General features: G+C 35.4%; 32 protein-coding genes. 17 read left to right on the top strand and 15 right to left on the bottom strand.

From position 1 onward, the window contains the following. Positions 1-225 precede the first annotated feature (225 nt). A complete protein-coding gene (locus tag CHRYMOREF3P_RS17635; RefSeq protein ID WP_180565148.1) occupies positions 226-948 on the top strand; it encodes a hypothetical protein in 723 nt (240 codons plus the stop codon). Between the two features lie 81 nt (positions 949-1,029). On the opposite strand, the gene CHRYMOREF3P_RS17630 is transcribed toward CHRYMOREF3P_RS17635, so the two are convergent. The 6 genes from CHRYMOREF3P_RS17630 to ruvX all read right to left on the bottom strand — a co-directional run bounded on the left by CHRYMOREF3P_RS17630 (position 1,030) and on the right by ruvX (position 5,484). After that, positions 1,030-1,848, bottom strand: coding sequence for a hypothetical protein (locus tag CHRYMOREF3P_RS17630; protein WP_180565147.1), 819 nt, complete (start codon positions 1,846-1,848; stop codon positions 1,030-1,032). A gap of 39 nt (positions 1,849-1,887) precedes the next feature. Further along, the gene (locus CHRYMOREF3P_RS17625) at positions 1,888-2,763 is read right to left on the bottom strand and encodes a hypothetical protein (RefSeq protein WP_180565146.1); all 876 of its coding nucleotides are present in this window, start codon (positions 2,761-2,763) and stop codon (positions 1,888-1,890) included. A gap of 56 nt (positions 2,764-2,819) precedes the next feature. Then, complete coding sequence (mazG, locus tag CHRYMOREF3P_RS17620) at positions 2,820-3,587, bottom strand: nucleoside triphosphate pyrophosphohydrolase (RefSeq protein ID WP_180565145.1); 768 nt, start codon at positions 3,585-3,587, stop codon at positions 2,820-2,822. A gap of 281 nt (positions 3,588-3,868) precedes the next feature. After that, on the bottom strand, positions 3,869-4,423 hold the full coding sequence (locus tag CHRYMOREF3P_RS17615; protein WP_077413846.1) for a DUF5606 domain-containing protein: 555 nt from the start codon (positions 4,421-4,423) through the stop codon (positions 3,869-3,871). Positions 4,424-4,498: 75 nt separating this feature from the next. Beyond that, positions 4,499-5,071 carry a peptide deformylase gene (gene def, locus CHRYMOREF3P_RS17610; RefSeq protein WP_180565144.1) on the bottom strand — a complete coding sequence of 191 codons (573 nt, stop codon included), beginning with the start codon at positions 5,069-5,071 and terminating at the stop codon, positions 4,499-4,501. Continuing rightward, positions 5,068-5,484 (bottom strand): Holliday junction resolvase RuvX, encoded by a 417-nt coding sequence (gene ruvX / locus CHRYMOREF3P_RS17605; RefSeq protein ID WP_047382122.1) that lies wholly within the window; start codon positions 5,482-5,484, stop codon positions 5,068-5,070. Before ruvX ends, def begins: the two co-directional genes overlap by 4 nt. 115 nt (positions 5,485-5,599) lie before the next feature. Here ruvX and CHRYMOREF3P_RS17600 point away from each other — a divergent pair, with 115 nt between their 5' ends. Both CHRYMOREF3P_RS17600 and CHRYMOREF3P_RS17595 read left to right on the top strand, forming a co-directional pair. Next, the gene (locus CHRYMOREF3P_RS17600) at positions 5,600-6,076 is read left to right on the top strand and encodes a SixA phosphatase family protein (protein ID WP_047377738.1); all 477 of its coding nucleotides are present in this window, start codon (positions 5,600-5,602) and stop codon (positions 6,074-6,076) included. Beyond that, positions 6,057-6,950, top strand: coding sequence for an archaemetzincin (locus CHRYMOREF3P_RS17595; protein ID WP_180565143.1), 894 nt, complete (start codon positions 6,057-6,059; stop codon positions 6,948-6,950). Before CHRYMOREF3P_RS17600 ends, CHRYMOREF3P_RS17595 begins: the two co-directional genes overlap by 20 nt. A gap of 268 nt (positions 6,951-7,218) precedes the next feature. Here the strand turns inward: CHRYMOREF3P_RS17595 and CHRYMOREF3P_RS17590 are convergent, their stop codons facing one another. Next, complete coding sequence (locus CHRYMOREF3P_RS17590) at positions 7,219-8,763, bottom strand: serine hydrolase (RefSeq protein WP_180565142.1); 1,545 nt, start codon at positions 8,761-8,763, stop codon at positions 7,219-7,221. Between the two features lie 98 nt (positions 8,764-8,861). Between CHRYMOREF3P_RS17590 and CHRYMOREF3P_RS17585 the strand changes: the two genes are divergently transcribed. From CHRYMOREF3P_RS17585 to rsmD, 6 genes are all read left to right on the top strand, one after another. After that, a complete protein-coding gene (locus CHRYMOREF3P_RS17585) occupies positions 8,862-9,326 on the top strand; it encodes a hypothetical protein (protein ID WP_180565141.1) in 465 nt (154 codons plus the stop codon). A gap of 87 nt (positions 9,327-9,413) precedes the next feature. Then, positions 9,414-9,863: a hypothetical protein gene (locus CHRYMOREF3P_RS17580; protein WP_180565140.1), complete on the top strand. Its 450-nt coding sequence runs from the start codon at positions 9,414-9,416 to the stop codon at positions 9,861-9,863. Then, entirely contained in the window at positions 9,863-10,360 is a 498-nt protein-coding gene (locus CHRYMOREF3P_RS17575) for a metallophosphoesterase family protein (RefSeq protein WP_047382113.1), read from the top strand. The genes CHRYMOREF3P_RS17580 and CHRYMOREF3P_RS17575 overlap by 1 nt, the downstream gene beginning before the upstream one ends. An 83-nt stretch (positions 10,361-10,443) precedes the next feature. Next, positions 10,444-10,938 carry a Smr/MutS family protein gene (locus CHRYMOREF3P_RS17570; protein ID WP_180565139.1) on the top strand — a complete coding sequence of 165 codons (495 nt, stop codon included), beginning with the start codon at positions 10,444-10,446 and terminating at the stop codon, positions 10,936-10,938. A gap of 18 nt (positions 10,939-10,956) precedes the next feature. After that, on the top strand, positions 10,957-11,673 hold the full coding sequence (locus CHRYMOREF3P_RS17565) for a DUF3822 family protein (protein ID WP_077413838.1): 717 nt from the start codon (positions 10,957-10,959) through the stop codon (positions 11,671-11,673). A gap of 83 nt (positions 11,674-11,756) precedes the next feature. Beyond that, complete coding sequence (gene rsmD, locus CHRYMOREF3P_RS17560) at positions 11,757-12,329, top strand: 16S rRNA (guanine(966)-N(2))-methyltransferase RsmD (RefSeq protein ID WP_077413837.1); 573 nt, start codon at positions 11,757-11,759, stop codon at positions 12,327-12,329. On the opposite strand, the gene CHRYMOREF3P_RS17555 is transcribed toward rsmD, so the two are convergent. After that, positions 12,326-12,673, bottom strand: a complete 348-nt coding sequence (locus CHRYMOREF3P_RS17555) for a winged helix-turn-helix transcriptional regulator (protein WP_077413836.1) — start codon at positions 12,671-12,673, stop codon at positions 12,326-12,328. The two genes, rsmD and CHRYMOREF3P_RS17555, sit on opposite strands and share 4 nt — an antisense overlap. 84 nt (positions 12,674-12,757) lie before the next feature. Between CHRYMOREF3P_RS17555 and CHRYMOREF3P_RS17550 the strand changes: the two genes are divergently transcribed. Further along, on the top strand, positions 12,758-13,357 hold the full coding sequence (locus tag CHRYMOREF3P_RS17550) for a nitroreductase family protein (protein WP_180565138.1): 600 nt from the start codon (positions 12,758-12,760) through the stop codon (positions 13,355-13,357). A 56-nt stretch (positions 13,358-13,413) separates the two neighbouring features. Here CHRYMOREF3P_RS17550 and murI read toward each other — a convergent pair whose 3' ends face one another. The 5 genes from murI to CHRYMOREF3P_RS17525 form a co-directional block, all read right to left on the bottom strand. After that, entirely contained in the window at positions 13,414-14,244 is an 831-nt protein-coding gene (gene murI / locus CHRYMOREF3P_RS17545; protein ID WP_047382099.1) for a glutamate racemase, read from the bottom strand. 61 nt (positions 14,245-14,305) lie between these two features. After that, complete coding sequence (gene hemW / locus CHRYMOREF3P_RS17540; RefSeq protein ID WP_180565137.1) at positions 14,306-15,430, bottom strand: radical SAM family heme chaperone HemW; 1,125 nt, start codon at positions 15,428-15,430, stop codon at positions 14,306-14,308. 51 nt (positions 15,431-15,481) lie between these two features. Then, positions 15,482-16,432: a PorP/SprF family type IX secretion system membrane protein gene (locus tag CHRYMOREF3P_RS17535; RefSeq protein ID WP_047377725.1), complete on the bottom strand. Its 951-nt coding sequence runs from the start codon at positions 16,430-16,432 to the stop codon at positions 15,482-15,484. Positions 16,433-16,483: 51 nt separating this feature from the next. After that, positions 16,484-17,557: an RluA family pseudouridine synthase gene (locus tag CHRYMOREF3P_RS17530; protein ID WP_180565136.1), complete on the bottom strand. Its 1,074-nt coding sequence runs from the start codon at positions 17,555-17,557 to the stop codon at positions 16,484-16,486. Positions 17,558-17,630: 73 nt separating this feature from the next. After that, positions 17,631-18,722 (bottom strand): PASTA domain-containing protein, encoded by a 1,092-nt coding sequence (locus tag CHRYMOREF3P_RS17525; protein ID WP_077413833.1) that lies wholly within the window; start codon positions 18,720-18,722, stop codon positions 17,631-17,633. A gap of 156 nt (positions 18,723-18,878) precedes the next feature. Here CHRYMOREF3P_RS17525 and CHRYMOREF3P_RS17520 point away from each other — a divergent pair, with 156 nt between their 5' ends. From CHRYMOREF3P_RS17520 to CHRYMOREF3P_RS17510, 3 genes are all read left to right on the top strand, one after another. Further along, positions 18,879-19,862 (top strand): D-alanine--D-alanine ligase, encoded by a 984-nt coding sequence (locus tag CHRYMOREF3P_RS17520; RefSeq protein ID WP_077414217.1) that lies wholly within the window; start codon positions 18,879-18,881, stop codon positions 19,860-19,862. 82 nt (positions 19,863-19,944) lie between these two features. After that, a complete protein-coding gene (coaD, locus tag CHRYMOREF3P_RS17515; protein WP_076356137.1) occupies positions 19,945-20,409 on the top strand; it encodes a pantetheine-phosphate adenylyltransferase in 465 nt (154 codons plus the stop codon). 105 nt (positions 20,410-20,514) lie between these two features. Next, the gene (locus CHRYMOREF3P_RS17510) at positions 20,515-21,147 is read left to right on the top strand and encodes a trimeric intracellular cation channel family protein (protein ID WP_077413832.1); all 633 of its coding nucleotides are present in this window, start codon (positions 20,515-20,517) and stop codon (positions 21,145-21,147) included. A 63-nt stretch (positions 21,148-21,210) separates the two neighbouring features. Here CHRYMOREF3P_RS17510 and CHRYMOREF3P_RS17505 read toward each other — a convergent pair whose 3' ends face one another. Both CHRYMOREF3P_RS17505 and CHRYMOREF3P_RS17500 read right to left on the bottom strand, forming a co-directional pair. Further along, complete coding sequence (locus CHRYMOREF3P_RS17505; RefSeq protein WP_047382084.1) at positions 21,211-21,780, bottom strand: hypothetical protein; 570 nt, start codon at positions 21,778-21,780, stop codon at positions 21,211-21,213. A 146-nt stretch (positions 21,781-21,926) separates the two neighbouring features. Next, positions 21,927-22,424 carry a dihydrofolate reductase gene (locus tag CHRYMOREF3P_RS17500; protein WP_180565135.1) on the bottom strand — a complete coding sequence of 166 codons (498 nt, stop codon included), beginning with the start codon at positions 22,422-22,424 and terminating at the stop codon, positions 21,927-21,929. 73 nt (positions 22,425-22,497) lie between these two features. Between CHRYMOREF3P_RS17500 and CHRYMOREF3P_RS17495 the strand changes: the two genes are divergently transcribed. From CHRYMOREF3P_RS17495 to CHRYMOREF3P_RS17480, 4 genes are all read left to right on the top strand, one after another. Then, positions 22,498-23,103, top strand: coding sequence for a LemA family protein (locus CHRYMOREF3P_RS17495; RefSeq protein WP_077413830.1), 606 nt, complete (start codon positions 22,498-22,500; stop codon positions 23,101-23,103). Between the two features lie 3 nt (positions 23,104-23,106). Then, the gene (locus CHRYMOREF3P_RS17490; protein WP_175627188.1) at positions 23,107-23,535 is read left to right on the top strand and encodes a TPM domain-containing protein; all 429 of its coding nucleotides are present in this window, start codon (positions 23,107-23,109) and stop codon (positions 23,533-23,535) included. Continuing rightward, positions 23,516-24,331 (top strand): TPM domain-containing protein, encoded by an 816-nt coding sequence (locus CHRYMOREF3P_RS17485; protein WP_180565134.1) that lies wholly within the window; start codon positions 23,516-23,518, stop codon positions 24,329-24,331. The genes CHRYMOREF3P_RS17490 and CHRYMOREF3P_RS17485 overlap by 20 nt, the downstream gene beginning before the upstream one ends. A 198-nt stretch (positions 24,332-24,529) precedes the next feature. After that, on the top strand, positions 24,530-25,051 hold the full coding sequence (locus CHRYMOREF3P_RS17480) for an NAD(P)H-dependent oxidoreductase (protein ID WP_077413827.1): 522 nt from the start codon (positions 24,530-24,532) through the stop codon (positions 25,049-25,051). Positions 25,052-25,054: the final 3 nt, after the last annotated feature.

Below are 25,054 nucleotides of genomic sequence, written 5' to 3'. Positions count from 1 at the left end.
CTAATTACAGTTGAATATTCAAAAAAAATCCAATTTTAATTAAATTTAATAATCCTAATTTTCAGCTTACATTTTTCATTAATAAAACAAATATGGCTTTTAAATAAAAGCCATATTTTCAGCTATATAGGTCAACACCACACATAGCTTTATATGTTTATCAATTCTTTAAAAAACAGACATTTTAAAAACATTTTATATTTGTAGCAATAAAAAAATCAACAAATGATGAAAAAGAAGCTATTGTATATGGCATTATTTACCCTGTTTATACATTTAAATGCACAGATAGGGATTAAAACATCAACACCTCAACATACTTTACATGTCAACGGTTCACTACAGGTTGTTAAAGACCTGAATGTAGGCGGCGATGACAGAACTAAAGGTAATTCAGGAAACAAAGGTGAGGTCCTAATGTCAAACGGAGCCGGAAATACTCCGGTATGGAAAACAATTGAATCTGAAAATTTCTTAAAAGTTGTGTATGTAGGGAACAAAACAGATATCAGCCCATCCAGCGGCAGTTATACAGGAACACACTCTACTCCAATCACCATTCATGAAAGTTATTCACAAACCTACGTCTTCAATGTGAGTAATAAGATTGATACAGCTTATTTAACTTATAACTCAGCAACAGGACTTTTCACAGTGGTAAAACCCGGGTTTTATAATATTGTTCCTTATGCAACCTATGATCTTAATCTAAATCCGTCAGGACAAACTGCAGGAACAGCAAATTCTTATATCCAAAAGGTTACGCCGGCACTTACAACGCTTGCAGGCATATCTACAGGCCATGGAGAACGCACTACAGGATTGAACCATAATCTTTCATCCATTAACTTTTTCAATACAGGAGAAACCTTCAGAATACGCTGCCGATATACTCAGGATTTTAGGCTATCAAGTGGAAATATCCATATCTCTTACCTTACTCCATAAGACGTAAAAATGTCAATCACTTCAATACATTCATATATTCAAAAACCCCACAGATTTCTCTGTGGGGTTTTATTTGATTTTTTATAGTATTGGAAAGAATAATAATACCTGTCCGTTAGCATCGTATTTATAGTTCCATATTTTTGTTGTTGTCTTTGGAGGAATATTGCCATTAGCCGGATTTAAATTTTCCGTGACAGATACTTTTTTTCTGAAATTATTAGCAGATAAGCTTTTCTCATACAACTCATTATTCAGCAGATAAAGTTTTTTAAATGGATTTGCAGCGTTATCAAAATCAGAATATGTAATCGTAGTTAACTTATTATCTATTCCACTTATTTTTTCTATGACCTCACTTTTAGTAAGGTTATTATTGCTATAATAATAGGTTGTGAAATATTCATAACCACCAGGACCTTCAAATTTCCAATAAATCTTTTTTAATTTATCCTGTTCATAAGTATAAGTTTTGGTGTCAGCTACAGAACCAGGGCCGGTTACATTATTTACATAATAATGTTCCTGTTTTACAGGCTTGTTATTATCCATGGTAAAACGATATTCCTGATAGCCTTGAAAATTTGCTCCTTCCAATTCACTTAAGATTACTTTATTATTACTGTAAGACAGTGTAGTAATCTTATCGGCAAAAAACATATCCTCCATTTGCATAAATATTTTATAAAACCTTCCTTTAACATTCGTTAAATTTCCATTTTCATAAGTAAATTCATAAAATTCTTTAGGATTAGGTGTTCCGATACCATCTACCCCATTAACATAAGCTTTTTCAGTCTGTATAACCGGAGGCGGCGGTGGAGTATCCGCTGGGGTATCATCACTGCTGCTGCATGAGAACAGGCTTAATGCAAGTGAAATGTAAAACAATTTTTTCATGGTTAATTAGTTAGTATATTTATTATAAAAATATAAAATTTAGTTTAAAGAAAACGTATATACATTCCCCCCTTCATTTTTCCCTTTCTCGTCTGCAATCATAACTGTTTTATCATCAAGAAAAACAATGGCTTCTTTCTGGGAATTATGATTCAATGAAATTTTCTGAATTTTTGCACCACTGAAATCGTTGGCCGTAAAGCCTGTAAGAACGTGTACATTTTTATGCGTCAGCAATACAATTTTATCTTTTGTACTGTTGATCGTAGCTGAAGTAATGGCTGCATCATTATAACCACCCTGAAGTTTTAGTTTTCCGATTAATTTTGCTTCAAAATCACCTTCTTTATTGGGCACCTGGAATACAAGGAAAGTTCCGTCAAAACCCTTACTTCTGTTTTTTGTGAATAAGTAGAAGCTACCATCCATTTCTACAAAAGCTTCACAATCGTACAACAGGTTTGATTTTTTGGGTGGAAATTCCGTTTGACCCTGATAATGAAATTTTGTGGTTTGAACAACTTTTGTTGTTGTCTGTGTACTGATGGTAAGATCAGTTTTTAAAATAGCAAGATCGGTACGGTTATTATCATTGTTACCAAAATCTCCGATATAAATATTTCCCTGAGCATCTGATATAATGTCTTCCCAATCTGTATTTTCTGTATTTTCTACAGGTACTTTTGCCAACATTTCACCTTTATCATTGATGCCGTATACTGCATTTTTATTCCCTCTGTCTTCTATCACCCAAATGGTCTTCTTATCTTTTGATAAAGCAATTCCGGAGACTTCCTTCAACTTCTTAGGTAGGGAAAACTGGACTTTCAATTCATCCTCGTTAGTGGGAGAATTCTGAGCTTTTGGATTACAGCTCAATAGAAGCAAAGCAGGTAAAATAAGAAAACGTAACATATTTATTTTTATTTTTTTAATTGAATGTAAGAAGCATTAATTGTTCCAATAAAGAGCTATGAAAGTTTTTTTGCCTTTTCCCACAGAACATCCATTTCTTCAAGAGACATATCTGCCAATTTTAAATCCTGTTCCTCAGCAAGTCCTTCCATTTTTTGAAATCTTGAAATAAACTTAAGATTGGTTCTTTCCAAAGCAGAATCGGGATTAATTCCTGAAATTCTTGCATAATTGATCAGTGAGAAAAATACATCCCCAAGTTCCTGTTCCTTTTTATTGAGATCAGTCTCAGCATGAAACTCCTGAATCTCTTCATCTACTTTTTTCCAGGCATCTTCAGCATCATGGAATTCAAAACCGATTCCTTTTACCTTATCCTGGATTCTGTAAGCTTTTACCAAACTCGGCAAACTTTTCGGTACTCCACCCAAAATAGATTTATTTCCTTCTTTTAGTTTTAATTTTTCCCAGTTCTGTTTCACCTCTTCCTCATCTTTCACTTCAACATCTCCATAGATATGAGGATGGCGGAAAATCAGCTTTTCATTAAGGGAATTGATCACATCTGCTATATCAAAACTTTCTTTTTCTGAACCAATTTTAGCATAAAAAACCAGGTGAAGCAGAACATCTCCCAGCTCTTTTTTTATTTCCTGCAGATCATTCTGTAAGATAGCATCTGAAAGTTCATAGGTTTCTTCAAGGGTAAGATGACGAAGTGACTCTAAAGTCTGTTTCTGGTCCCACGGACATTTTTCACGCAGATCATCCATGATATCCAGTAATCTTCCGAAGGCCTCTAGTTTCTCCTGTTTCGCATTCATAAGTAATGAAAAATTCAATCTTGTACAAATGTAAGGGATATTTTGGGTCTGTGGTAGTGGTTTGGAGTGAAAGTTAAGAGTTTGTGGATATGGAATGCAAGAGGTTACAGGTTTAGGGTTTAATGTTTAATGTTTAATGTTTAAAGATACAGACGAAATTTGAACTTAGCAGAAAATTCACTAATCCCTATTATCTGTCATCTGCTACATCATAAAAAAACAAAAAGTCTTGTCAGAAATTTCCTGACAAGACTTTGTATTTTTAATTCAAATTGAATGAATTATCCTTGTTTTCTGTGCGTACTTTTTGGAGCTGATTTTGCAGCTGAAGTAGCTTTTACTTTTGGTGCAGCAGGTTTTTCTGCTTTTGGAGCTTTTTTAGCTTCTTTTTCAATGTTTAATTCTTCTGCAGGCTCTCCATCCAAAGTTTCAGGCTCTGCCTTTACAAAACTTTCAGGAGTAATATATCCCGCTTTATGAAGAACATTGTACCACTGAGCCAATTTCTTGATATCAGAAGCATATACTCTTTCTGTATCATAGTTAGGTAAAGAAGACACCATAAATTCTTTTAAATCTGCATCAGAAGATTTGTGAGAAATTGTTTCTTTATAATCATTGTTTTTAGCAATATTTTCAAAAACTTCGAACAAAGGAACTTCTTTTTCAAATGTAAACATGGCAATATTATCCAACAAACTTACCTGGCTTGAGTTTCCAATACTTACTTTTTTCTTAGTGGTAACATCTTCAATGATGAATCCGTTTCTTAATTGAGAAACTAATTTGTAAAGTCCTGGCTTTCCAGAAATTGAAATTATTTTTTCTAACAGCATAATTTTATTTTTTGTAAATTCTGCAATCAGCTCTAAGCTTTTTGCTTTATATTATTTCTTTTATCCTTGTTTAAATTATTTTGGAAATCTCATTTTGTAACCAATGCTTACGTCACCCTGAGAGATTTTTGTCAGTTTACCTTTTACCAGTTTCTTTTTCAGAGCACTCAGGTGATCAGTAAACAGTACCCCTTCAATGTGGTCATATTCATGCTGAATTACGCGGGCTCTAATATCGGAAAAAGTTTCTGTATGTTTCACAAAATTTTCGTCATAATATTCAATAACGATTGTCCCTTTTCTTTTTACATCTTCTCTTATATCCGGAATAGAAAGACAGCCTTCATTAAACTTCCATTCTTCACCTGATTCTTCAAGAATTCTGGCATTAATGAATACTTTTTTGAACTCTGCCAACTCATCTTTAATATCTTCATAATCCTCATCTTCAGCAAGAGGAGTCACATCTATTATAAATACACGGATATCCAAACCGATCTGAGGCGCTGCAAGACCTATGCCATTTGCGCTGTACATCGTTTCAAACATGTTATCTATCAATTCTTGTAATTCGGGATAATCTTTGTCTATATCTTTTCCCACTTTTCTCAAAACAGGATCCCCAAAAGCTCTTATCGGTAAAATCATCTTAATTTTTGTTCTAAAAAATTCTGCAATATGATGGTTGCACTTACTTTATCTATTAATCCTTTTTCCTGCCTCTTTTTTTTGTTTTTTCCACTTTGAGAAATAAAAAACGAAGCCATTTTGGAAGTAAACCTTTCATCAAAACGATGGACCGCAATATCCGAAAATTCTTTTTTAAATTCTTCAATGAATTTTAAAATATCAGTTTCGATTTCCGAAACGTTTCCTTTCAAATCTATGGGAAGCCCAATTACCACTTCATCTACCTTATTTTCATTGAAATATTTTTTCAAAAATTCCATTAAAAAACGGTTCTCTACAGTCTCCAGCCCACTGGCTATAATCTGCATATCATCTGTTGCAGCGATACCACAACGAGCCTTTCCGTAGTCAATTGCAAGGATTTGTCCCATAAGTCTGCAAATTTAGTAAAATTTACTGATTTTATTCATAACGCAGTTTTTTTATATAAATCATGTTTTATTCCATTATTTTTTTTATAATTTTAATCTTCCAAAAAACAATTATATGAAGAAACTCATCCTCGTAAGACATGCAAAAAGCGACTGGCCGGAGGAAACGGAGGACTTTGACAGACCATTGGCAGACAAAGGTTTGACAGACGCTATGCACATGTCCAGATTCCTTAAAAACAATAATATTTCCATCGATCACTTTGTGTCAAGCCCCGCGGTGCGTGCACTGAATACGTGTAAAATTTTTAATCAGGCTTATCAACTTAACTGTTCTACTGATGAAAAATTGTACAATCCTTCGGAAAGAAGTTTTGAATCTGTAATTTATGACCTGGATGACACCCTGAATTCAGTTGCTTTTTTCTCTCACAATAATGGAATTTCAAATTTTGCCAATTCCATTTCTGAAGATATTTTTCATTTTCCCACATGCGGAGTCGCTGGTTTTGAAGTAGACTGTGAATCGTGGTCAGAATTTGACGGTGCCAAAAAGAAACTTCTGTTCTTTTATGAACCAGGGAAAATATAACGTTACATCTCTCTTTTTTTATGCAGCTCTATTCATCTTTCTTTTTTCATGTCAGAAACAGAAGAAATCTTATTTTGAATCGACTGCACTGAATGATATAAAACTCCCGGCTTCTCCAAAACCCGGAAGCTGGCGGTATAACCATGATGAGCATTTCCAGACATTTGAAGATTTTCAGAAATTAAAAAAAATAAAACCTGAACCTGGAAAAAATACTATTTATCTTCAACCCATTGGAACTTTTGATGAACTTCAGAAAAGAGAAATAGCACTCACCAAAGAATATTTAAAAATATATTTCCAGCTGGAAATAAAAATCCTTCCCGTTTTACCCAATACGATCTTTCCTGAAAAAGTCAAAAGAATTTCAAAGGAAGGACACGAACAAGTTCTGGCAGGTTATGTACTGGACAGCATTCTGATCAAAAGAAAACCTAAAGATGCTGTAGTACTGATGGGAATTACAGAGAAAGATCTTTTCCCGAAACCAGAATGGAATTACGTTTTTGGGCTGGCTTCTTATGAAGAAGGTGTAGGGGTAACCTCTATGTACAGATTTGCAAATGGTCATTTAACCGATTCCAATTTCAATGAAACTTTTTTAAGATTAATAAAGATCAGTTCCCACGAGATCGGGCATATGTTCGGAATCAGCCATTGTCTGAATGCCAACTGTGTGATGAATGGAACCAATTCACTTACAGAAACAGATTATCACCTTGCAAGAGCTTGCTCATTGTGTCAAAGGAAACTGAATTCAAGCATTCATTATGACAATAAGAAAAGACTTCTTGAACTAAAAAATTTCTTTGAAAAACAACACCTTAATACAGAGCTTACTTTAGCAAATCAGGATCTGAATCTTGTACAGTAAACTACCATTCCTTTTACAGACTTCATATTCCCCTCCTCTGGAGGGGTGGCAAAAAAATTATTTTTTGACGGGGTGGTTAAGTTTTGGCTACATTGTATATAAGAAAAACGGGCTTTAGCCTGTTCCTATTGAATTATATAAGTTCTAATTTTCAATTATTATTAAAATTAGTGTCATCCGTGAATATATTAGTGGTATTCGTGGTTAACAAACAAAAAAGAACGAACCAAAGCCCGATCTTTTGAATATTTTTCTATGTTTTTATCTTTTATTTTTTCTTCAAATCCAGATCATCAAAATCAAAACTGAAATCTGTCACATCAGAAATCGCTTTTAATTTTGCAGATTCTGCCTTTCCGTTTTCATCATAACTGAAAATAATATAAGCATCTGCATCATAGCTTCTGTCATCCCATTTGATAATAAAAGAATTGTTAGAATAAGGAAGCAATTCTCCTTTTAATCTTGGAGAGTTTTTGCATGAAATTCTGTAAGTATTTCCCTGTTGCGCAATTTCCACATCACCAAACCATACGTCATTATAAGTTCCTGTAAACTGCTCTGCTTTTGGCTGAAAAGATTTCTCTTTTTTAAATGTTTCTGATTTTACAAAAGCATCTTTCTTTTGTTTATTAAAATCTGCTTCCATCTTAGACATTCTGTCCCCATATGTTTTCAGCCAGTTTCTGTCTGCTACGCCAAGATAAGAATCTTTCACAGTATTAGTAATGGTATTGAAAGCAGCTCCGGACTGCTGGTTCGTCAATACTACAATGCCCAGCTTCATATCCGGAATTAAAGTAAACTGGGTAACAGTTCCGATTAATCCACCGGTATGCTGTACCTGCTTATGTCCTTTAACATCGCTCAGGAACCAGCCTAAACCATATCCGTAGAAGCTTGTATCATATGGATTTTTTGCCGCTACTCTATCAGGGATCTGAAGATTCCACAGCTGCTGAGCATTTTTATCTGAAACTAATTTTTTCCCATCCTTGGTGGTGAAATTATTCAACAGACATTCTGCCCAAACTGTCATATCCTTAATATTACTCATAATTCCCCCTGCGGCATTTGCTGTTTCGTTCCAGTCGTGGGGAACGGCAATTGCTTTTCCGTCTACAGGAGCATGTGCATCAATTTTATTCGTTACAGACTTTGCTCTGTTATAGCTCCCAAAGCTTGAAGTCATCCCTACAGGTTTCATGATTCTCTGTTCGATAAATTCTGCCCAGCTTAATCCTGAAACTCTGTGAATTACTTCTCCGGCAACAATAAACATGATGTTATTGTAATCTAATTTTGTTCTGAAAGGATTCTCAGGTTTCAGGTATCTCACATTATGAACAATATCATTCACCGTTAAGTTCCCTCCTTCCGGAAAAAACATAAGATCTCCCTGTCCAAGGCCCAATCCGGCTCTGTGCGTAATAAGATCTTTTATCGTTACATTTTGAGAAACGTAAGGATCATACATTTGAAACTCAGGAATATATTTTGAAACTTTATCATCCCAGTTCAGTTTTCCTTCATCTGCTAAGATTGCTAATGCTGTACATGTAAAACCTTTAGAATTGGAAGCAATTCCCACCAATGTATTATCATCCATAGGCTGTTTGCTCGTAAGAGAACGTACTCCAAAACCTTTGGAATAAATCATTTTTCCATCTTTTACAATTCCCACGGACATTCCAGGCACATCAAAGGTTTTCAGGGTATTTTGGATCAGCTCGTCCAGTTTTTTTTCTTCAACCTGCGCATTGGCCAGTCCTACGGTCAAAAGAAAAATGAAAAAAGAAAGTTTCTGTTTCATTGTTTATTTTAATTTTCCCAAATTTACTAAATATTAAGTGATGCTAATTTTAGCATGGTTAAAAGTTTACATATTTTACTGATAAACCCGTTGTATTCATGAAAAAGACTATTTGTATCTGTATTTTCTCTCTTTTCGCAGTCAGTGGTATCAAAGCCCAGAACAGAACTTCCAATCCTTTACTTTTACAAACCTGGAATCTCAGTAAAATGGATACTTATATTTATACCTACGAAAAGCAGGATGGTTTTGAGGCAAGAAGAGAAGGAATCAGATTTCAGAAAAATGGAAAAGTCACAGGAAACCTGATTAAATCTTCATTAAGATATGATACTCTGGAAGAACCGGTTACTAAAAATGAAAAACCAGACCGTTACATCGGGAGCTGGAAAAAAGCCTCAGATTCTACAGTAACTTTAGTATTTCCTTCCAATACGAATATGACCGGTACTTTTGTTATTTCAAAGCTTACGGAAAATCAACTGAAACTAAAAAAGGTTTTCAGTGCGGATATAGAAAAGAAACTGGATTCTATCCGAAGAACAAAAAATATTACTGACTGATATCCTTACATTATTCTCTGAAAGGAATCAGATCTTATAAGTTTATTAAAGCTTCTTATATTTGCAGTCTTAAAAAAAAATCAAAAAATGGCAGTAAACAGATTATTGACTTTCTTCTTCCTGATGATAAGCTGTAATTTATATTTTTCTCAGGACGTCACCATCAAAGATGATAAAGTTTTATTAGATGGAAAGCAGATTCTGAAAGCTGAAAAAATTAATGTGGCCCAGTATTCATTTTTTTCTATGAAGAATGATGAAGAGATTCTTCTTTACCAATATATGGACAATGAAACACCAAGCTATGTAAGTGATGATTATTTTATCCTGAATTTTCTGCCTGAAAAAACAAAAGTAGAATCAACAGATATAGCCAAAATTGCCAATTTTATGAATTCTAAAAAAGGAATGGAAAAACTGGTAAAATGGTTATTAAAAGAACGAGTAATCAATCATGACGGAGAACTGAATCCTGAACGTGTAGCGATATTCAAAGATAAATACCACGAAAATATTACAGAAAGAACCCTTAGATAATGACAAAGATCCTTCTCCTTTCCGACTCGCATTCTTATATTGATGACCGGATCCTGGAATACGCTTCTCAGGCTGACGAAGTATGGCATTGTGGAGATTTTGGAAATCTTGACGTCATTGAGCAGCTGGAAAAGATAAAACCTCTGAAAGGAGTGTACGGCAACATTGATGATGCTAAAATCCAGGCTGAATTTCCGGAGGTCAACCGTTTCTTTTGTGAAAAGCTGGAGGTTTTGATGATTCATATCGGAGGTTATCCCGGAAAATATACTCCACTTACTAAAAAAGAAATAGCAGAAAAAGCGCCTAAATTATTTATCTCGGGACATTCGCATATTTTGAAAGCGATGTATGATGAGAAAAACAACCTGCTGCATCTTAATCCCGGTGCCTGTGGAAAACAGGGCTGGCATAAAGTAAGGACGATGATGCGCTTTGTGGTAGACGGTGAGGAAATCAAAGATCTGGAAATTATTGAACTTGGACCGAGAGTTTGAGTGTTTAAGTGTAGAGGAGTTTGATTTCATACATTTTACTTTCTACCTTTGTACAATAATTGGTTCAGACAAGTCTTAAAAATATGAAAATCGGCGACAAGGTTTCGGTAGTAGATGAAGATTTAAACGGAGTGGTAACTTCCGTGAAGGGAAATATTGTCGTTTTTAAAGATGAATATGGCTTTACCCACCAATATCCTAAAGAAAAACTGGTTCCTAAGGATTCTGATCTTTATGAAAATATCAGAGTAATAAGAAAAGCAGAACCTAAAAAAATCATTTCTAAGAAACATCAGAAAAATCATTTGGTTTTAGACCTTCATTTTCATAATTTGGTAAAGAATCCCAATGACTATGACAGCTTTGAAAGATTGTTTATACAAAAGGAAAAACTGATTGAAGTGATCGGGTTTTGCAGAAAGAACAACCTGAAGAGACTGGAAATTGTTCATGGCATTGGTGACGGGACTTTGCAGAGGATGGTTTGGGATGTATTGGAAAGCCAGGTCAATATTGATTTTTATAATAAGGAAATACTTCACCATCAATCGGGTGCGGTAATGGTAGAATTTCACTAAATTTGCAGCAATTGAAATATGAACGTACTTAATTTACTTTTTACCAAAGACGGATTGATCTGCCAGATTGTTAAAAACAAAAACATTCTGGAGGAAAAATCTTATTTCGTTACTGAAGAGACCCCAGCCAATCTTATTGAGCAAAAGCTGGACGAAGTTCTTATTAAGCAGCGCTATGATGAGATCCAGGTGATTTCAGCATTTAATCATTTTACTCTGATGCCTGAAGGTTTTTCTGAGCATGAGGCCGGATTTGATCTTATAGCCTTCAATGCTCCTGCAGATAAAGAACGGGAAGAACTGATGCTTTCTATCAACAAAAAATTCAATATCCAGTTTTATTATACTTTCCCGAAAAATTATTATAAAAAAATAAAAGAGCTTGCGATACCGGTTCATTTTAATTTCTCCGGAGAAAAGTTTCTAAGTTCAATTAATAATAAAACCAACAAGGAAATTCATATCAATCTTTATCATAACCAATGTGAGTTTTTTGCGATTGACAATAAAAAAATAATCCTTTATAATAACCTTGATGTCAACTCAGAAGTAGATTTCCTTTACTTCATTATGTTCACATTGAGTAAGATAGGTTTTGGAATCAATGAAACCAGCTTTTATGCTTATGGAGAAACTACGGAAAATGAAACATTCATTTCCGAACTTCAGAAATTTGTTAAAAATCTGAAAATTGTTTTTGACAATATTCCAAACAAGAATTTTATACTTAACTAGGTTGCAGGCCGCAGGGAATAGGGTTAAAGCCCAAACACAACCACCTGCCACCTATAATCTATTACCTAAACCCTAACAACAATATGTTCAGAATAATATCAGGCAAATGGAAAGCCAAAAAAATTGCCGCCCCTAAAAACTTTGATGTAAGGCCTACCACCGATTTTGCGAAAGAGGCTTTATTCAGCATTCTGGAAAACAAATACGATATGCAGTCGATCTCCGTGCTTGATCTTTTTGCAGGAATTGGCTCTATTACCTTTGAATTTGCTTCCAGAGGATGCCAAAGTGTTACCTCTGTAGAAATGAATCCAAAGCATACGGCATTTATCAACACTACCGCTTCTGAGCTTGACATGGCACTTCAGATCAATGTACAGAGAGGTGATGTATTTGACTGGCTTAAAAAATTCAGAAATAAAAAATCTTTTGAGATTGTTTTCTCTGATGCTCCTTTTGAAATGGAAGAAAAGAAGTATTATGAATTGATTTCTCTGGTTTTAAACAATAAATACCTGAAAGAAAACGGAGTTCTCATCGTGGAGCACCAAAGCCGTATGAAGCTTGAACATCCCAACCTAATAGATACCCGAAAATACGGAAACGTGAGTTTCAGTTTTTTTGAACCGAATAAAGAAGATAATCAGGAACTTTAATTCCTGATTATTTTTTTTGATCTTTCCGGAGCTGTTTTTCCCCAGTCTGTAATTGCTTCCAATACGGGAAGAAGAGTCCTTCCAAAATCTGTCAAGGTATATTCAACCATTAACGGAGGTTTTTCTGTAAACACTTTTCTGTCAATAATATCATCTTCCTCCAGCTGCTTAAGCTGAAGGCTGAGTGTCCTTTCCGTAATGGTAGGGATTATTTTTCTTAGTTCATTATATCTTTTAGCACCATCAATCAGGTGAAATAAAATCACAGCCTTCCATTTTCCGCCTATAAACCTCATGGTTACACTGGTGCAGCATGGGTATGCTTTATCATCTATTGTATACATTTTTATACTATCCTTTTTTACCGTTATTGCAAAGTTAATAAACTTAAATTAATTTTGTAACTATAAAAATGATAGTATAAAATTATGAACTTTTTAGACAAAATGAAAAACAGGTATACTGTAAAAAAGTATAACCCACAGGGAAAAATCAGTGAAGAACAGATCGCAATTTTACAAGAGATTTTACATCTCAGTCCCTCATCTATTAACAGCCAGCCATGGAATTTTATCTTTATAAAAGATCCTGAAATCAAGAAACAACTGGCAGACAAATCCTATTTTAATAAGGAAAAAATTCTGGACAGCAGCCATATAATCGTTTTCCAGGCTCTTAAAAATCCGGAAGATTTTGAAAAGCAGATCGAAGGTGTCCTTCCGGAAGGATCTGTTGCTTATTACAATAACTTTGTAAAGTCTAAAGGAGAAGATGGAATTAAATCCTGGCTAAAACACCAGGTTTACTTATCACTAGGTGTCTTGCTTTCTGCCTGTGCCGATATGGAAATCGACTCAACTCCAATGGAAGGAATTGAACCCGAAGGATATGATGCTATCCTGAATAATGAAAAATACGAAACATTGTTCGCAGTCGCTATCGGGGAAAGAGATGAAACAGACACCAATCAGCCTAAATTTAATCCAAAAACCAGACTGAAAGCTGAAAAGGTAATTGTAGAAGCTTAATTTTCTTTACCAATATATACTAAAAAAGCCTGCTTCAATATGAGGCAGGCTTTAATTTATAATACTTTCAATTCTAAATCTATTGTTTTCCCAAAGAACTTCTTAGAGATCTTTTCAAAATTCTTGGTAAGATCGGAAAGGTAGAAGTGATAATTCGGTTTGGGGTTATTATCATTTAAAAGGTTGTACTTATCCAAAATAATCTTCAGATGGTTCGCTACAATATTCGGAGAGTCAATAACACGGACTCTGTTTCCATAATACTGTTTGATTTCATCAATTAGAAGAGGATAATGGGTACAGCCCAAAATAAGTGTTTCAATATTCTTTAATTTACTATTACTTAAATAATTATAAATAATAGCATGAGTGATCGGATGGTTTTTAAATCCTTCTTCAATAGCAGGAACCAGCAATGGCGTTGCCAATTCATCCACTTTGATCCATTTATTATGCTTTCGAATACTCTTTTTGTAAAGTCCGGAATTCACAGTAGCTTTGGTCGCAATAACTCCTACATTATTGTGGATTTCATAAGATACTTTTTCTGCTACGGGATTGATAACGTCTATAACAGGAACTTTTCCTGCAACAGACTGCATCACTTCATTTAAAGCATTAGCTGTTGCCGTATTACAGGCAATTACAATCGCTTTACAGTTCTGCTGCAGCAAAAAATTGGTGATCTTTGTAGAATATTCAATGATTGCTTCCTTGGATTTTTCTCCGTAAGGAAGATGCTTTGTATCTCCAAAGTAAATCAGATCTTCATTAGGCAGAAGTCTTTTGATTTCTTTGGCAACGGTAAGGCCTCCCACCCCGCTGTCGAAAATTCCGATAGGCTGGCTTGGTGAAAGATGTGAATAATCTTGTTTTTTAGTTTTCAAATGAACTGAAATTTTATACAAAAATAGTGAATTTTATGGCATATCTGTATACATACAAACATTATACAATAAACAAATCTGAAGCAATTCCGTCTGCCATAAACCAATGTTTCTCAGGAATTTTTAAATGGTCATTCTCAATAATTAAAATACCTTCTTCTATTTTCGTTTTAATTTCAGTCTGAAAATGTTCCAGTAATCTATCTGAAAATTTATTTTTTAAACTCGCAAGATCTACCCCCCAGATCGTACGCAGGCCAATCATGATCATTTCATTGAACTGATCTTCCTTAGAAAGAATTTCTTCCTCTTTGGCCAACAGTTTATCATTAAGCTTTTTAATGTATTGCTGATTATTAGCTACATTCCAGCTTCTGACATCAAATCCGTTATAAGAATGTGCCGAAGGTCCTATTCCCAGATATTCCTGATATTTCCAATAGGAAGAATTGTGACGGGAGTAGAATCCAGGCTTGGCAAAATTGGAAACTTCATAATGTTCAAAGCCATTATCTTTTAAAAAGTCAGACAGATAATAGAATTCTCTGTTCTGTTCTTCTTCTTTTGGACTTTTCACCTTTCCTTTTGAAATCCAGTTTTCCAAAGCTGTTTTGGGCTCTACTGTCAAAGCATAGGACGAAATATGAGGAACTTCCAATGCAATTGTTTTATTCAGATTTTCTTTCCAGATCTCAAGATTGGAGGTTGGTGAACCGTAGATCAAATCAATACTCAGGTTTTCAAAGCCAAAATCCTGTGCCCGTTTGATAGAACCTTCTGCCTCGGAAGCAGTATGGGCCCTGTTCATTAATTTTAAATCTTCTTCAAAAAAACTTTGAGTACCAATAGACAGTCTGTTCACTGGTGTTTCGGCTAATTGTTTTAAAAAACTTTTATCCAGATCATCCGGATTGGCTTCCAGAGTAATTTCAATATCTTTTTCAAAACTGAAATACCGTAACGCTTCATCAATTAAGGAATTGATTTCATCTACGGATAGAATAGAGGGTGTTCCTCCGCCAAAATAAAGGGATTTCAGCGTTCTGTTCTGTAATTCATCTTTTCTGAGCAGCATTTCGGTTTTCATTGCACGAAGCATTTCATCTTTGAAATTCAGGGATGTTGAAAAATGAAAGTTACAATAACTACATTTTTGTTTACAGAACGGAATGTGAATATATATCATAAAAAAAGCTCTGAAATTTTTCAGAGCTCAAATTTATTTAAATTAAATTAATTAGTATCTAAATCCTCTAGCATTAATAAAGTTGTCAAAGTTATAACCCAGACCAATCATGAAGCTGTTTCCACCATAGCTTTGGATATCAGATATTCCAAGGTTATAAGTTGCTCCGATCATGAATTTGTTGAATCTCACTTTTACAATTGGAGAGATACTCAGGTTCTGATTGTCAAATCTGTTCTGAACCGTTCTGTAGCTTACCCCGAAAGAGAATGCGTTGATATCATTAGAGAATGTAGCCATAAGGTTCCAGTCTATCATTCTCGTTGAGTTTGTATTAAGGTTGATTAATGCTGATGGTGCTATTGTAATATTATCAGCAATGTTCCAGTTATATCCTAAGTTTAAGAAGAATTTAATTGGAGAAGGCTCGTAGTTGTTTACGATAGAAGCATCATTACTTAATGCAATATCATTTACGGAAACACCCCCGAATAGCCCTCTATAGGTAGCAGCCAAACCGAAGTTTGCATACACCATGAAGATATTACTTTCTTCACCTCTCAATAACGGGTCGCCTCCTTCTTCAGTATTAATTTTAGAATAATCAAAGTTCATGTTATAGAAGTTAACACTTGTACCGAAAGAGAACTGGTCTTTTCTGTCTCCTTCACTACTTAGAGGAATAAAATATGAAGCACCAGCTGTAATCCCTCCTGCAGAAATAGGTCCGTTGCTATCTCTGAACACAGAAATACCAGCACCTACTCTATCAAAGATATTCGCATTAATCCCGATTGACTGAACATTCGGAGAATTGTTGAACTTTGAAAATTGTTGTTGATAATTGGCGTTGAGCTGTACGTAATCTGTTTTTCCGTATTGAGCTGGGTTGAACAGGAACTCACCATCCAAAAGATATTGCTGATAGTATGGTAGTGATTCTTGTGCTTTGTATGCATTTGACAAAAGAGCTAAACATACGATAGCATATAGTTTTCTCATAACAAATCTTGATTTCAATTCAACAAATATAAAAAAATTCTCAATATATTTTTAGTTTTCTAAATAATTTCTCCATTTTTTTACGGCATCCGCCATATCTTTGGGCATTGGGCTCTCAAAATATAATTCCTTTTTAGTCGTTGGGTGTATAAATCCGAGGGTATGGGCATGAAGGGCATGTCTTGGCAAAATTTCAAAAACATTTTTAATGAATTGCTTATATTTTGGGAGATTTATCCCTCTTAGAGGCGTATGTCCTTCATATCTTTCGTCATTAAACAAAGTATGCCCGATATGTTTGAAATGCGCCCTGATCTGATGGGTTCTTCCCGTTTCAAGTTTACATTCTACCCATGTCATGTATTTGAATCTTTCAAGGACTTTATAATGGGTTACTGCGTGTTTTCCATGGCTGCCATCTTCATAGACAGACATCTGCATTCTGTTTTTAGGATGTCTTCCGATATGGCCTCTGATTGTACCTTCTTCATCCTGAGGATTCCCCCACACAAAAGCCCAGTACAGTCTTTTGGTAGTTCTGTTGAAGAATTGTTTTGCCAGAAAGCTCAATGCATACTCATTCTTGGCAATCACCAGCAGTCCAGAGGTATCTTTATCAATCCTGTGAACAAGCCCTACTCTGTCAAGATCAGACTTTACTCCATTCTTTTCAAAATGGAAAGCCAGCGCATTCACCAATGTTCCGTCCCAGTTTCCGAATCCCGGGTGTACAACCATTCCTGCTTCCTTATCTACTACCACAAGGTCATCATCTTCATAAATGATATTTACAGGGATATCCTGCGGAACAATGACATTCTCTCTTGGAGGATGGGTAAGCAGCACCGAAATCTGATCTCCCGGTTTCACACGGTAATTCTGTTTTACAGGAGTTCCGTTCACCACTACATTTCCGGCTCTGCAGGTCTGTGAAATTTTATTCCTTGAAGAATTCTGCCTATGGATCAAAAGGAACTTATCAATTCTTAATGGTTCCTGTTTACTGTCAACAGTGATATTAAGATGTTCATACAATCCTTTATTTTCCTCGTCAATATCGATGTTTTCAATACTGTTGGAATCTAATAATTCTTCATCTAAAAAATCGTCGTTATCTTCTGACATTGTTTTACTTTTTTTACACAAAAGGCCTCAACATTTTGCAGTTGAAGCCTGTATTTTTGATATTAATCTGATTTTATTCTACGACTACCTTCTTAGCTTTCGGCTTTTGAGCAGGCTGTTGTGTCGTTGTTGAAGCAGCCGGTTTAGCTGTATGTCCTGTAGCAGGAGCAGCAGTAGAAGTTTTAGGCTTCTCAGTTGCTGAAGTGACAGGTTTAGAAGTCGTTGTCTGTGTCTTAGGTGTCTCATTTTTTGGCACTTCAGGCTTTGGAGTTTCTCTTCTAGGTACCGGAGCAGGCACTACAGGAGCATCATAACTTGGTTCATTATGTACTTCTTCATATCGTACCGGAGGAAGTGAAGTATCTACCTTCATACGGTAAATAGAATTCAGCTGCTCTATTTTCGCTCTTAACTCTGCCGGAGTTTTCTTACTGGCCCAAAGGTCAATCTGCATTCCCTGATCACGAACATCTCCTGAAGCAGGATCCTGATAATAAATAATATCCGATTCGTCTTTGCTTCCATCTTCATGCTCTACCAGTCCAACTTCAAACATACTTTTGGTAATGACAGCTCTCGCTTCTTTTACCGTAAGTCCTACTACATTTGGAATGGAAATGTTTCTCATAGGTCCTGAACCTACTACTACATCAATAATGGAGAATCTAGGTAAACGAGCACCCGGATTTACCGCATTTCCTTTATATAAAATTCTTAAAAGGGCATCCTTCTGAATACTCGGTTCATAAATGGTATCTCCAATCTTAAGACCCACCTGATCCAGTCTCTGGAATGCAAGCCCTGAATATTTATTGATAACATCCGGAACGGCAATCGGAGCCCATGTTCTCGGGTTTACTGTAAGGTGTACTGTTCTTCCGTCCTTTACACGGGAACCCGGTGCAGGATAAACCTGAAGAACCTGGAATGGTCTGAATTTAGGATTATAGTTGGCACTATCTACTTCATATTCCAATCCTGTATCATCTAAAATTTTAACAGCGTCATGTATAGATTTATTTACAATATTAGGAACAGGTATTTCCTGACCATGATTTGTATGGTGTTCCAACCAGCGAAATGTGAGCCATACCAACCCTGCAAAAACACCGATGGCTATTACTAAATTCAGTAAAACTTTCCAATTGAAAAGTGATTTAAGCATACTTAAAAATACTTTAATTATAACCGCAAATATAGCTAATAATTTTAGAATGGACTTTTTATTTAACACAATTCATTTTTGATCTTAAAATTTGCGGATTTCCCATATTGCATTGCATAAAATGTTTAAATTTGCCTTAATTGATACTATATGGTTATGAACAAAAAAAGTGTTGCCGTAGTAATGGGAGGCTATTCTGATGAATATGTCGTTTCTTTAAAAAGCGGACAATTGATTTATGATTCTTTAGACAGAAATCTCTATGATGTATATAAGGTAGTAGTCCTTAAAGATGAATGGTATTTTTTAGGAGAAAATGATAAAAAATACGAGATCAACAGAGGTGATTTTTCTGTAACTTTAGATAATGGGGAAACCTTAAAATTTGATGCCTGCTTCAATATCATCCACGGGACTCCGGGAGAAAACGGAATTCTTCAGGCATACTGGGATGCAATAGGTCAAAAATATACCGGATGTGATTTTTACCAGAGTGCTCTTACATTCAATAAGAAAGATACTCTTGCCGTATTATCAAAGTATGGAGTTCCTTCCGCGAAAAGCATCTATTTAAGAAAAGGTGAAGAAATCAATGTAGATAAGATTGTATCAGAATTGAATCTTCCGCTATTTGTAAAACCTAACCAGTCCGGATCTTCTCTGGGAATCACTAAAGTAAAAGAAAAATCTGAACTGATTGCCGCTACTGAAATCGCATTCAAAGAAGATAATGAAATCCTGATTGAAAGTTTCTTGGATGGAATGGAAGTTTCTGTAGGAGTTATTGATTTTAAAGGAGAAACCATTGTTCTGGGAATTACAGAAATTGTTCCTACCAACGAGTTTTTCGATTATGAAGCAAAATATGAAGGTGCTTCTGAAGAAATTACACCAGCAAGAATTGATGATGAAACCACAAAAAGAGTGGAAGAAATCGCTAAAAGAGCATACAATTCATTAGGAATGAGTGGTTTTTCAAGAAGCGAATATATTTTAATGAATGGAATTCCTTATATGCTTGAAATGAATACCAATCCGGGATTCTCTCCTGCAAGTATTCTCCCACAACAGGCAAAACACTATGGAATTTCCATTATGGATCTTTGCGGAAATGAAGTTGAAAAAGCTTTAAATAAATAAAAAAAGTTAGAAATTAAATGCTAGAAGCTAATTCAAAGTCTATAGCAGATAATTCACTAATCAAAATCATAACTCGTACAACATGAAAATTGCTGTTTTCCCAGGGTCATTTGACCCGATTACACTAGGACATTACGATATTATAGAAAGAGCGGCCCCATTATTTGATAAATTAATCATTGCCATAGGGCAGAATTCTCAGAAGAAATACATGTTCCCTCTTGAAAAAAGAATGGAATTTATCCAGAACTCCGTAGCAGAATTTCCCAATGTGGAAGTAGATTCGTTTGAAGGGTTAACGGTAGACTACTGTTTTGAAAAAAATGCTCAATACATTATCAGAGGGTTAAGAAATCCTGCCGATTTTGAGTTTGAAAAAGCAATTGCTCATACCAACAGAACATTAGCCCACAAAAAACTGGAAACTGTATTCTTACTGACCTCCTCAGGAAAATCTTTCATCAGCAGCAGCATCGTAAGGGAAATTATCACCCACGGCGGCGAATATGAGCTGATGGTTCCGGATTCGGTAAGAGTGGAGAAATAAACACAACAATATTTGATAAGCGATAAATGATAATTGATACAATGGCCAAGAATTTGCTTAAGCAAAAAATCATTCATCAATTATCATTTACCATTTATAATAGATATGCACGAACAGTTCAATTTTGCTATAGAAGTCCTGGGGACCATTGCTTTTTCCATGTCTGGAAGTTTTGCAGCCATGCAGAAACGGCTTGATCCGTTCGGAGTGCTTATTATTGCATTTGTAACTTCTGTGGGAGGCGGAACTGTAAGAGATCTTTTACTTGATATTCCTGTATTCTGGATGCATGATATCCTGATGTGTACCCTTATCCTGGTGACCAGTATTTTCTCCATGATATTCAAATCTCTTGAGAAAAACTTTAAAGTAACTTTATTTATTTTCGACAGCTTTGGTCTTGGGTTATTTACCATTATCGGAGTTCAGAAAGGTTTAAATGCAGGTATACATCCTATGATCTGTATTGCATTAGGAACCATAACAGGTTGTTTCGGAGGGATTATCCGGGATATATTGCTCAACAGGATACCATTGATTTTCAGAAAGGAGATTTATGCTACCGCATGTATCGTGGGAGGAGCAGCATTTCTGCTGATGACCAAGTATACTCCACTCTCCTATACTTTTATACAGGTTTTCACCATTATCCTGATTGTTGCGATCCGAACTTTTGCTGTAAAATATCATTGGCAAATGCCTAAATTTTATGGTTATGATCAGAATTCGGAAATGTAAAACATATTTTTACCCATAAAAAAAGCACCTGAAACAGGTGCTTTTTATTTTTATATTTTCTAGCTAGAAGAATTTCCCTCTATTTCTCATATTAGGGTTGTGCATATGCTTCTGCATGGTTGGCATTTTCAGCTGATCTTTCATCATTTTGATCTGATCAGTCATCATTCCAGCACTGTCTAATCTTTTAGCTTCTTCCAATAGCTTCTGCCCTTCCTGCTTTCTTCCTTTAGAAATAGCGGCTGCTGCAAGATTTAAAGTAGCCATTGCTCTGTCATGTTTCATATTCAAACCATATTCCAAAGCTTTCTTCATGAAAGGCTCTACTTTTGCAGGGTGATCCTGAGCTTGTGTTAATCCTAATAAATAGTGAAAATATCCATATTGAGTTTTATGAAGCTGTCCTTTATAATCAGTTATTTTTGACAGCCACTCGCCGGCTTTTTCCATATTCTGTTTTCTCAGTTGCCAGAATGCCAACAGGATATATTCATTTTTAAAGAATAATAAGATCGGGGATGCCGCTAAAAGAAAAACAACAATACCCCATCCAAGATTTCTTGTGAAAATCATCAGATAAAGTCCTGCCAGGATAAGAACTGCTGCTATTGCAATTTTTATGTATTTATTCATTATTAAATTTTAGAAGTGCAAAGATAATAAATTTAAGGCTTAAAGTTCAAAAAGTCAATTGTGAATGGTCAATTCGCTGCGCTTGTTAATTTTTGTAAATGTGAAAATTCACGATTCACTGTGCGAAGCAAAAATTCACGATTCATTTATGCTTCTTTTTTTATTTTTTCAAACGTCTGGAAACAGAAATCATAGCTATTCTTTTCATCTTTCTCATGACAGATTTCGTTTGTTTTTTTCCAGATCTTCGGATCTATCTTCGGAAAGAATGTATCAGCTTCAAGATCTGCCTTCACCAAAGTAACTTCAAGCCTGTCTACAACCTCCATAGTCTGTTCATAGATATTTCCTCCACCAATAACGAAAACTTCTTCATCAATCTTTTTAGCAAACTTCAATGCTTCCTTTATACTTCCTACAATAAGGATTCCTTCCTCAAACCAGTCTTTCTTTCTTGACACAACAATATTGGTACGGTTCGGAAGAGGTTTCCCAATACTTTCATATGTTTTTCTTCCCATTATAATCGGATGCCCTGAAGTAATATCTTTAAAATGTTTTAAATCTTTAGGAAGATGCCAAAGCAACTGATTATCAAAACCAATTTCATTTTTCTCTCCCATTGCCACCACTATTGTTGTCATTCAAATAATTTTTTACAAAATTAGCACATAATTTGTATATTTGGTTAGCACAAAAAATTTAAAAAAATAAACTATGAAAAATAAAGGATGTCTGGGCGCTGGAACAATTGGTATCGCCCTCCTTATCATTGTTGCTGTTCTATTCTTTTGGGGAAAAAGCGGATATAATAATTTCGTAACCAAAGAACAGACGGTCAACACAAAATGGTCAAACGTAGAAACTGTGTATCAGAAAAGAGCGAACCTTATTCCTAACCTGGAAAGAACGGTAAAATCGTATTCAAAATTTGAGCAGGAAACTTTAACGCAGGTTGTAGAAGCACGTTCTAAAGCTACTTCTATCAACATTGACCCTACAAACATGACTGAGGCTGATATTGCTAAATTTCAGGCAGCACAGGGTGAGCTATCAGGAGCATTGAGCCGATTGATGGCTGTAGTAGAGTCGTATCCTAACTTAAAAGCAGACCAGCAGTATATCAACTTCCAAAGAGAATATACCGCTATTGAAAACAGCATCAGAACAGAAACTGTTTATTACAACGAAGCTGCACAGGATTACAACACTTCTATCAAGACTTTCCCAAATAATATTTTGGCGAATTTCACCAACTTTAAAGAAAAACCTTATTTCAAAGCTGAAGCAGGAGCTCAGAAAGCCCCTGAAGTATTCAAATAAATAATGGGTAATTTCCTAACAAATCAACAGATCGCTTCCCTAGTGGAAGCGATTCAGTCTGCGGAAGATCATTCTACAGGAGAGATCCGGGTACATATTGATTCCAATACAGATAATCGGGATGCTAAAACAGCATTTGAGGTTTTCAAAAAACTCGATATGGACAAAACCGCTGAAAGGAATGCTGTTCTTTTCCATGTCAATTTCGAACAAAAATATCTGACCATCATTGGAGATATCGGAATCCACGAAAAGGTAAAACAATCTTACTGGGATCATCTTCACGACTATATTACTGCTGAATTTGCCAAAGGACATTATTACCAGGCTCTGAAAAGTGCCATCCTGGAAACAGGACTTGAACTCAAAAAATATTTTCCTGTTGAAGGAGAAAATCCAAACCAACTCTCAAATGAAATTACGTTCTCTTAAAATAGTATTTTCATTTTTATTGCTTTGCTTTTACACTTTTGTATCAGCACAATACATTATTCCTGAAAAACCGGCCGTTCTTTATCCTGTTTTTGATGAAGCCAATCTGCTTTCTCAACAGGAAAAAGATGCCCTGAATAATAAGCTGATCAAGTTTGCAGATACTACCTCAACGGAAATTGAAGTAGTGATCATACGCTCTACCAAAGGAGAAGATGTCAACTTTCTGGCAACCATGTTTGGGCAGAAATGGAAAATCGGAAAAAAAGGAGTAGATAACGGCGTCGTTTTCCTTATTGCAACAGAAGACAGAACAATGTCTATCCAACAGGGACGTGCCGTAGAACAATACCTTACCGCATCAGTAGCAGGACAGATCTTAGATTATATTGTAACACCCAACTTCAAAAAGGGTCTTTGGTATGAAGGGATCAATGGAGGAACCTCAGCCATTATGGAGGCTGTTCAGGGCAAATTCAAACCTGTAGCAATAACGGCTCCTTCCGGTAATGGAAGCGCTTTTAAAGTTCTTATTATCGCTTTTATTATTTTCATCATTATTGCTATACTTTTCGGTAACAGAGGAGGCGGACGTGGTGGAAATAATGACGATGACGATGATGTGATCATTACAAGAAAAGGACGCAGAAATTATCCAGGTGGTTTCTTCCCATTCCCTGGCAGTTTTGGAGGTGGCAGCTTTGGTGGAGGAAGTTCCGGCGGCGGTGGCGGCGGATTTGGAGGCTTCGGCGGTGGCGGAAGTTTCGGAGGCGGTGGTGCATCCGGCGGATGGTAAATCAGTCAATCATTTTCAAAATATATAAACAGATCAGGTCATCACGACCTGATTTTTTATTTAAAAACCGAAAATATCATCAATTCTTTACCTTTTCTTAATGTTAAATTGATTTTTTCATATTAAAAAATTAACAAAACCACATAAAAACTATCTTTTATTTAATATTTTTTCGCTATATTTACTGAAAACAGGATTATGAAGAAGACGCTGGTAGTATTTGCACACCCTTATCTGGAGCACTCCAATTCGAATGTAGAGCTCATCAATTTCTACGTTCGCCACCAGCATTATACCCTAAGAGATCTTTATGAAGAATATCCTGATTTTCATATTGCAGCCTTCAGAGAAAGAAAACGCCTTAAAAATTATGAACGCTTTGTCTTCCAGTTTCCTTTAATATGGTTTGGAATGCCTCCTCTTCTCAGATTATGGATTGATGAAGTTTTCGACAGAGACTGGCTTAAAGAAGGCGAACACAATCCTCTGGAAGGAAAAGAAGTCTATATTCTGATAACCACCGGGGGAAAAGAAAGATCTTTCAGCAAAACCGGCACTTATCAATATACAATCGATGAGTTGATCAGCGGACTCATTGTTTCCTTAAAAGTTTTCAAAGCAGATATCAAACATATCAAGATCGTATACGAAGCCAATAAGCTGTCTAAAAAAGAAATTATCCTGCATAAAAAAGAATTTACAGAACTCCTCAATCAATAATTT

It is taken from the genome of Chryseobacterium sp. JV274 (genome assembly GCF_903969135.1).
In the GTDB taxonomy this organism is placed as follows: Bacteria; Bacteroidota; Bacteroidia; order Flavobacteriales; family Weeksellaceae; genus Chryseobacterium.
Note: the sequence above shows the minus strand (reverse complement) of the source record. Positions and strands in the feature narration are given on the sequence as shown.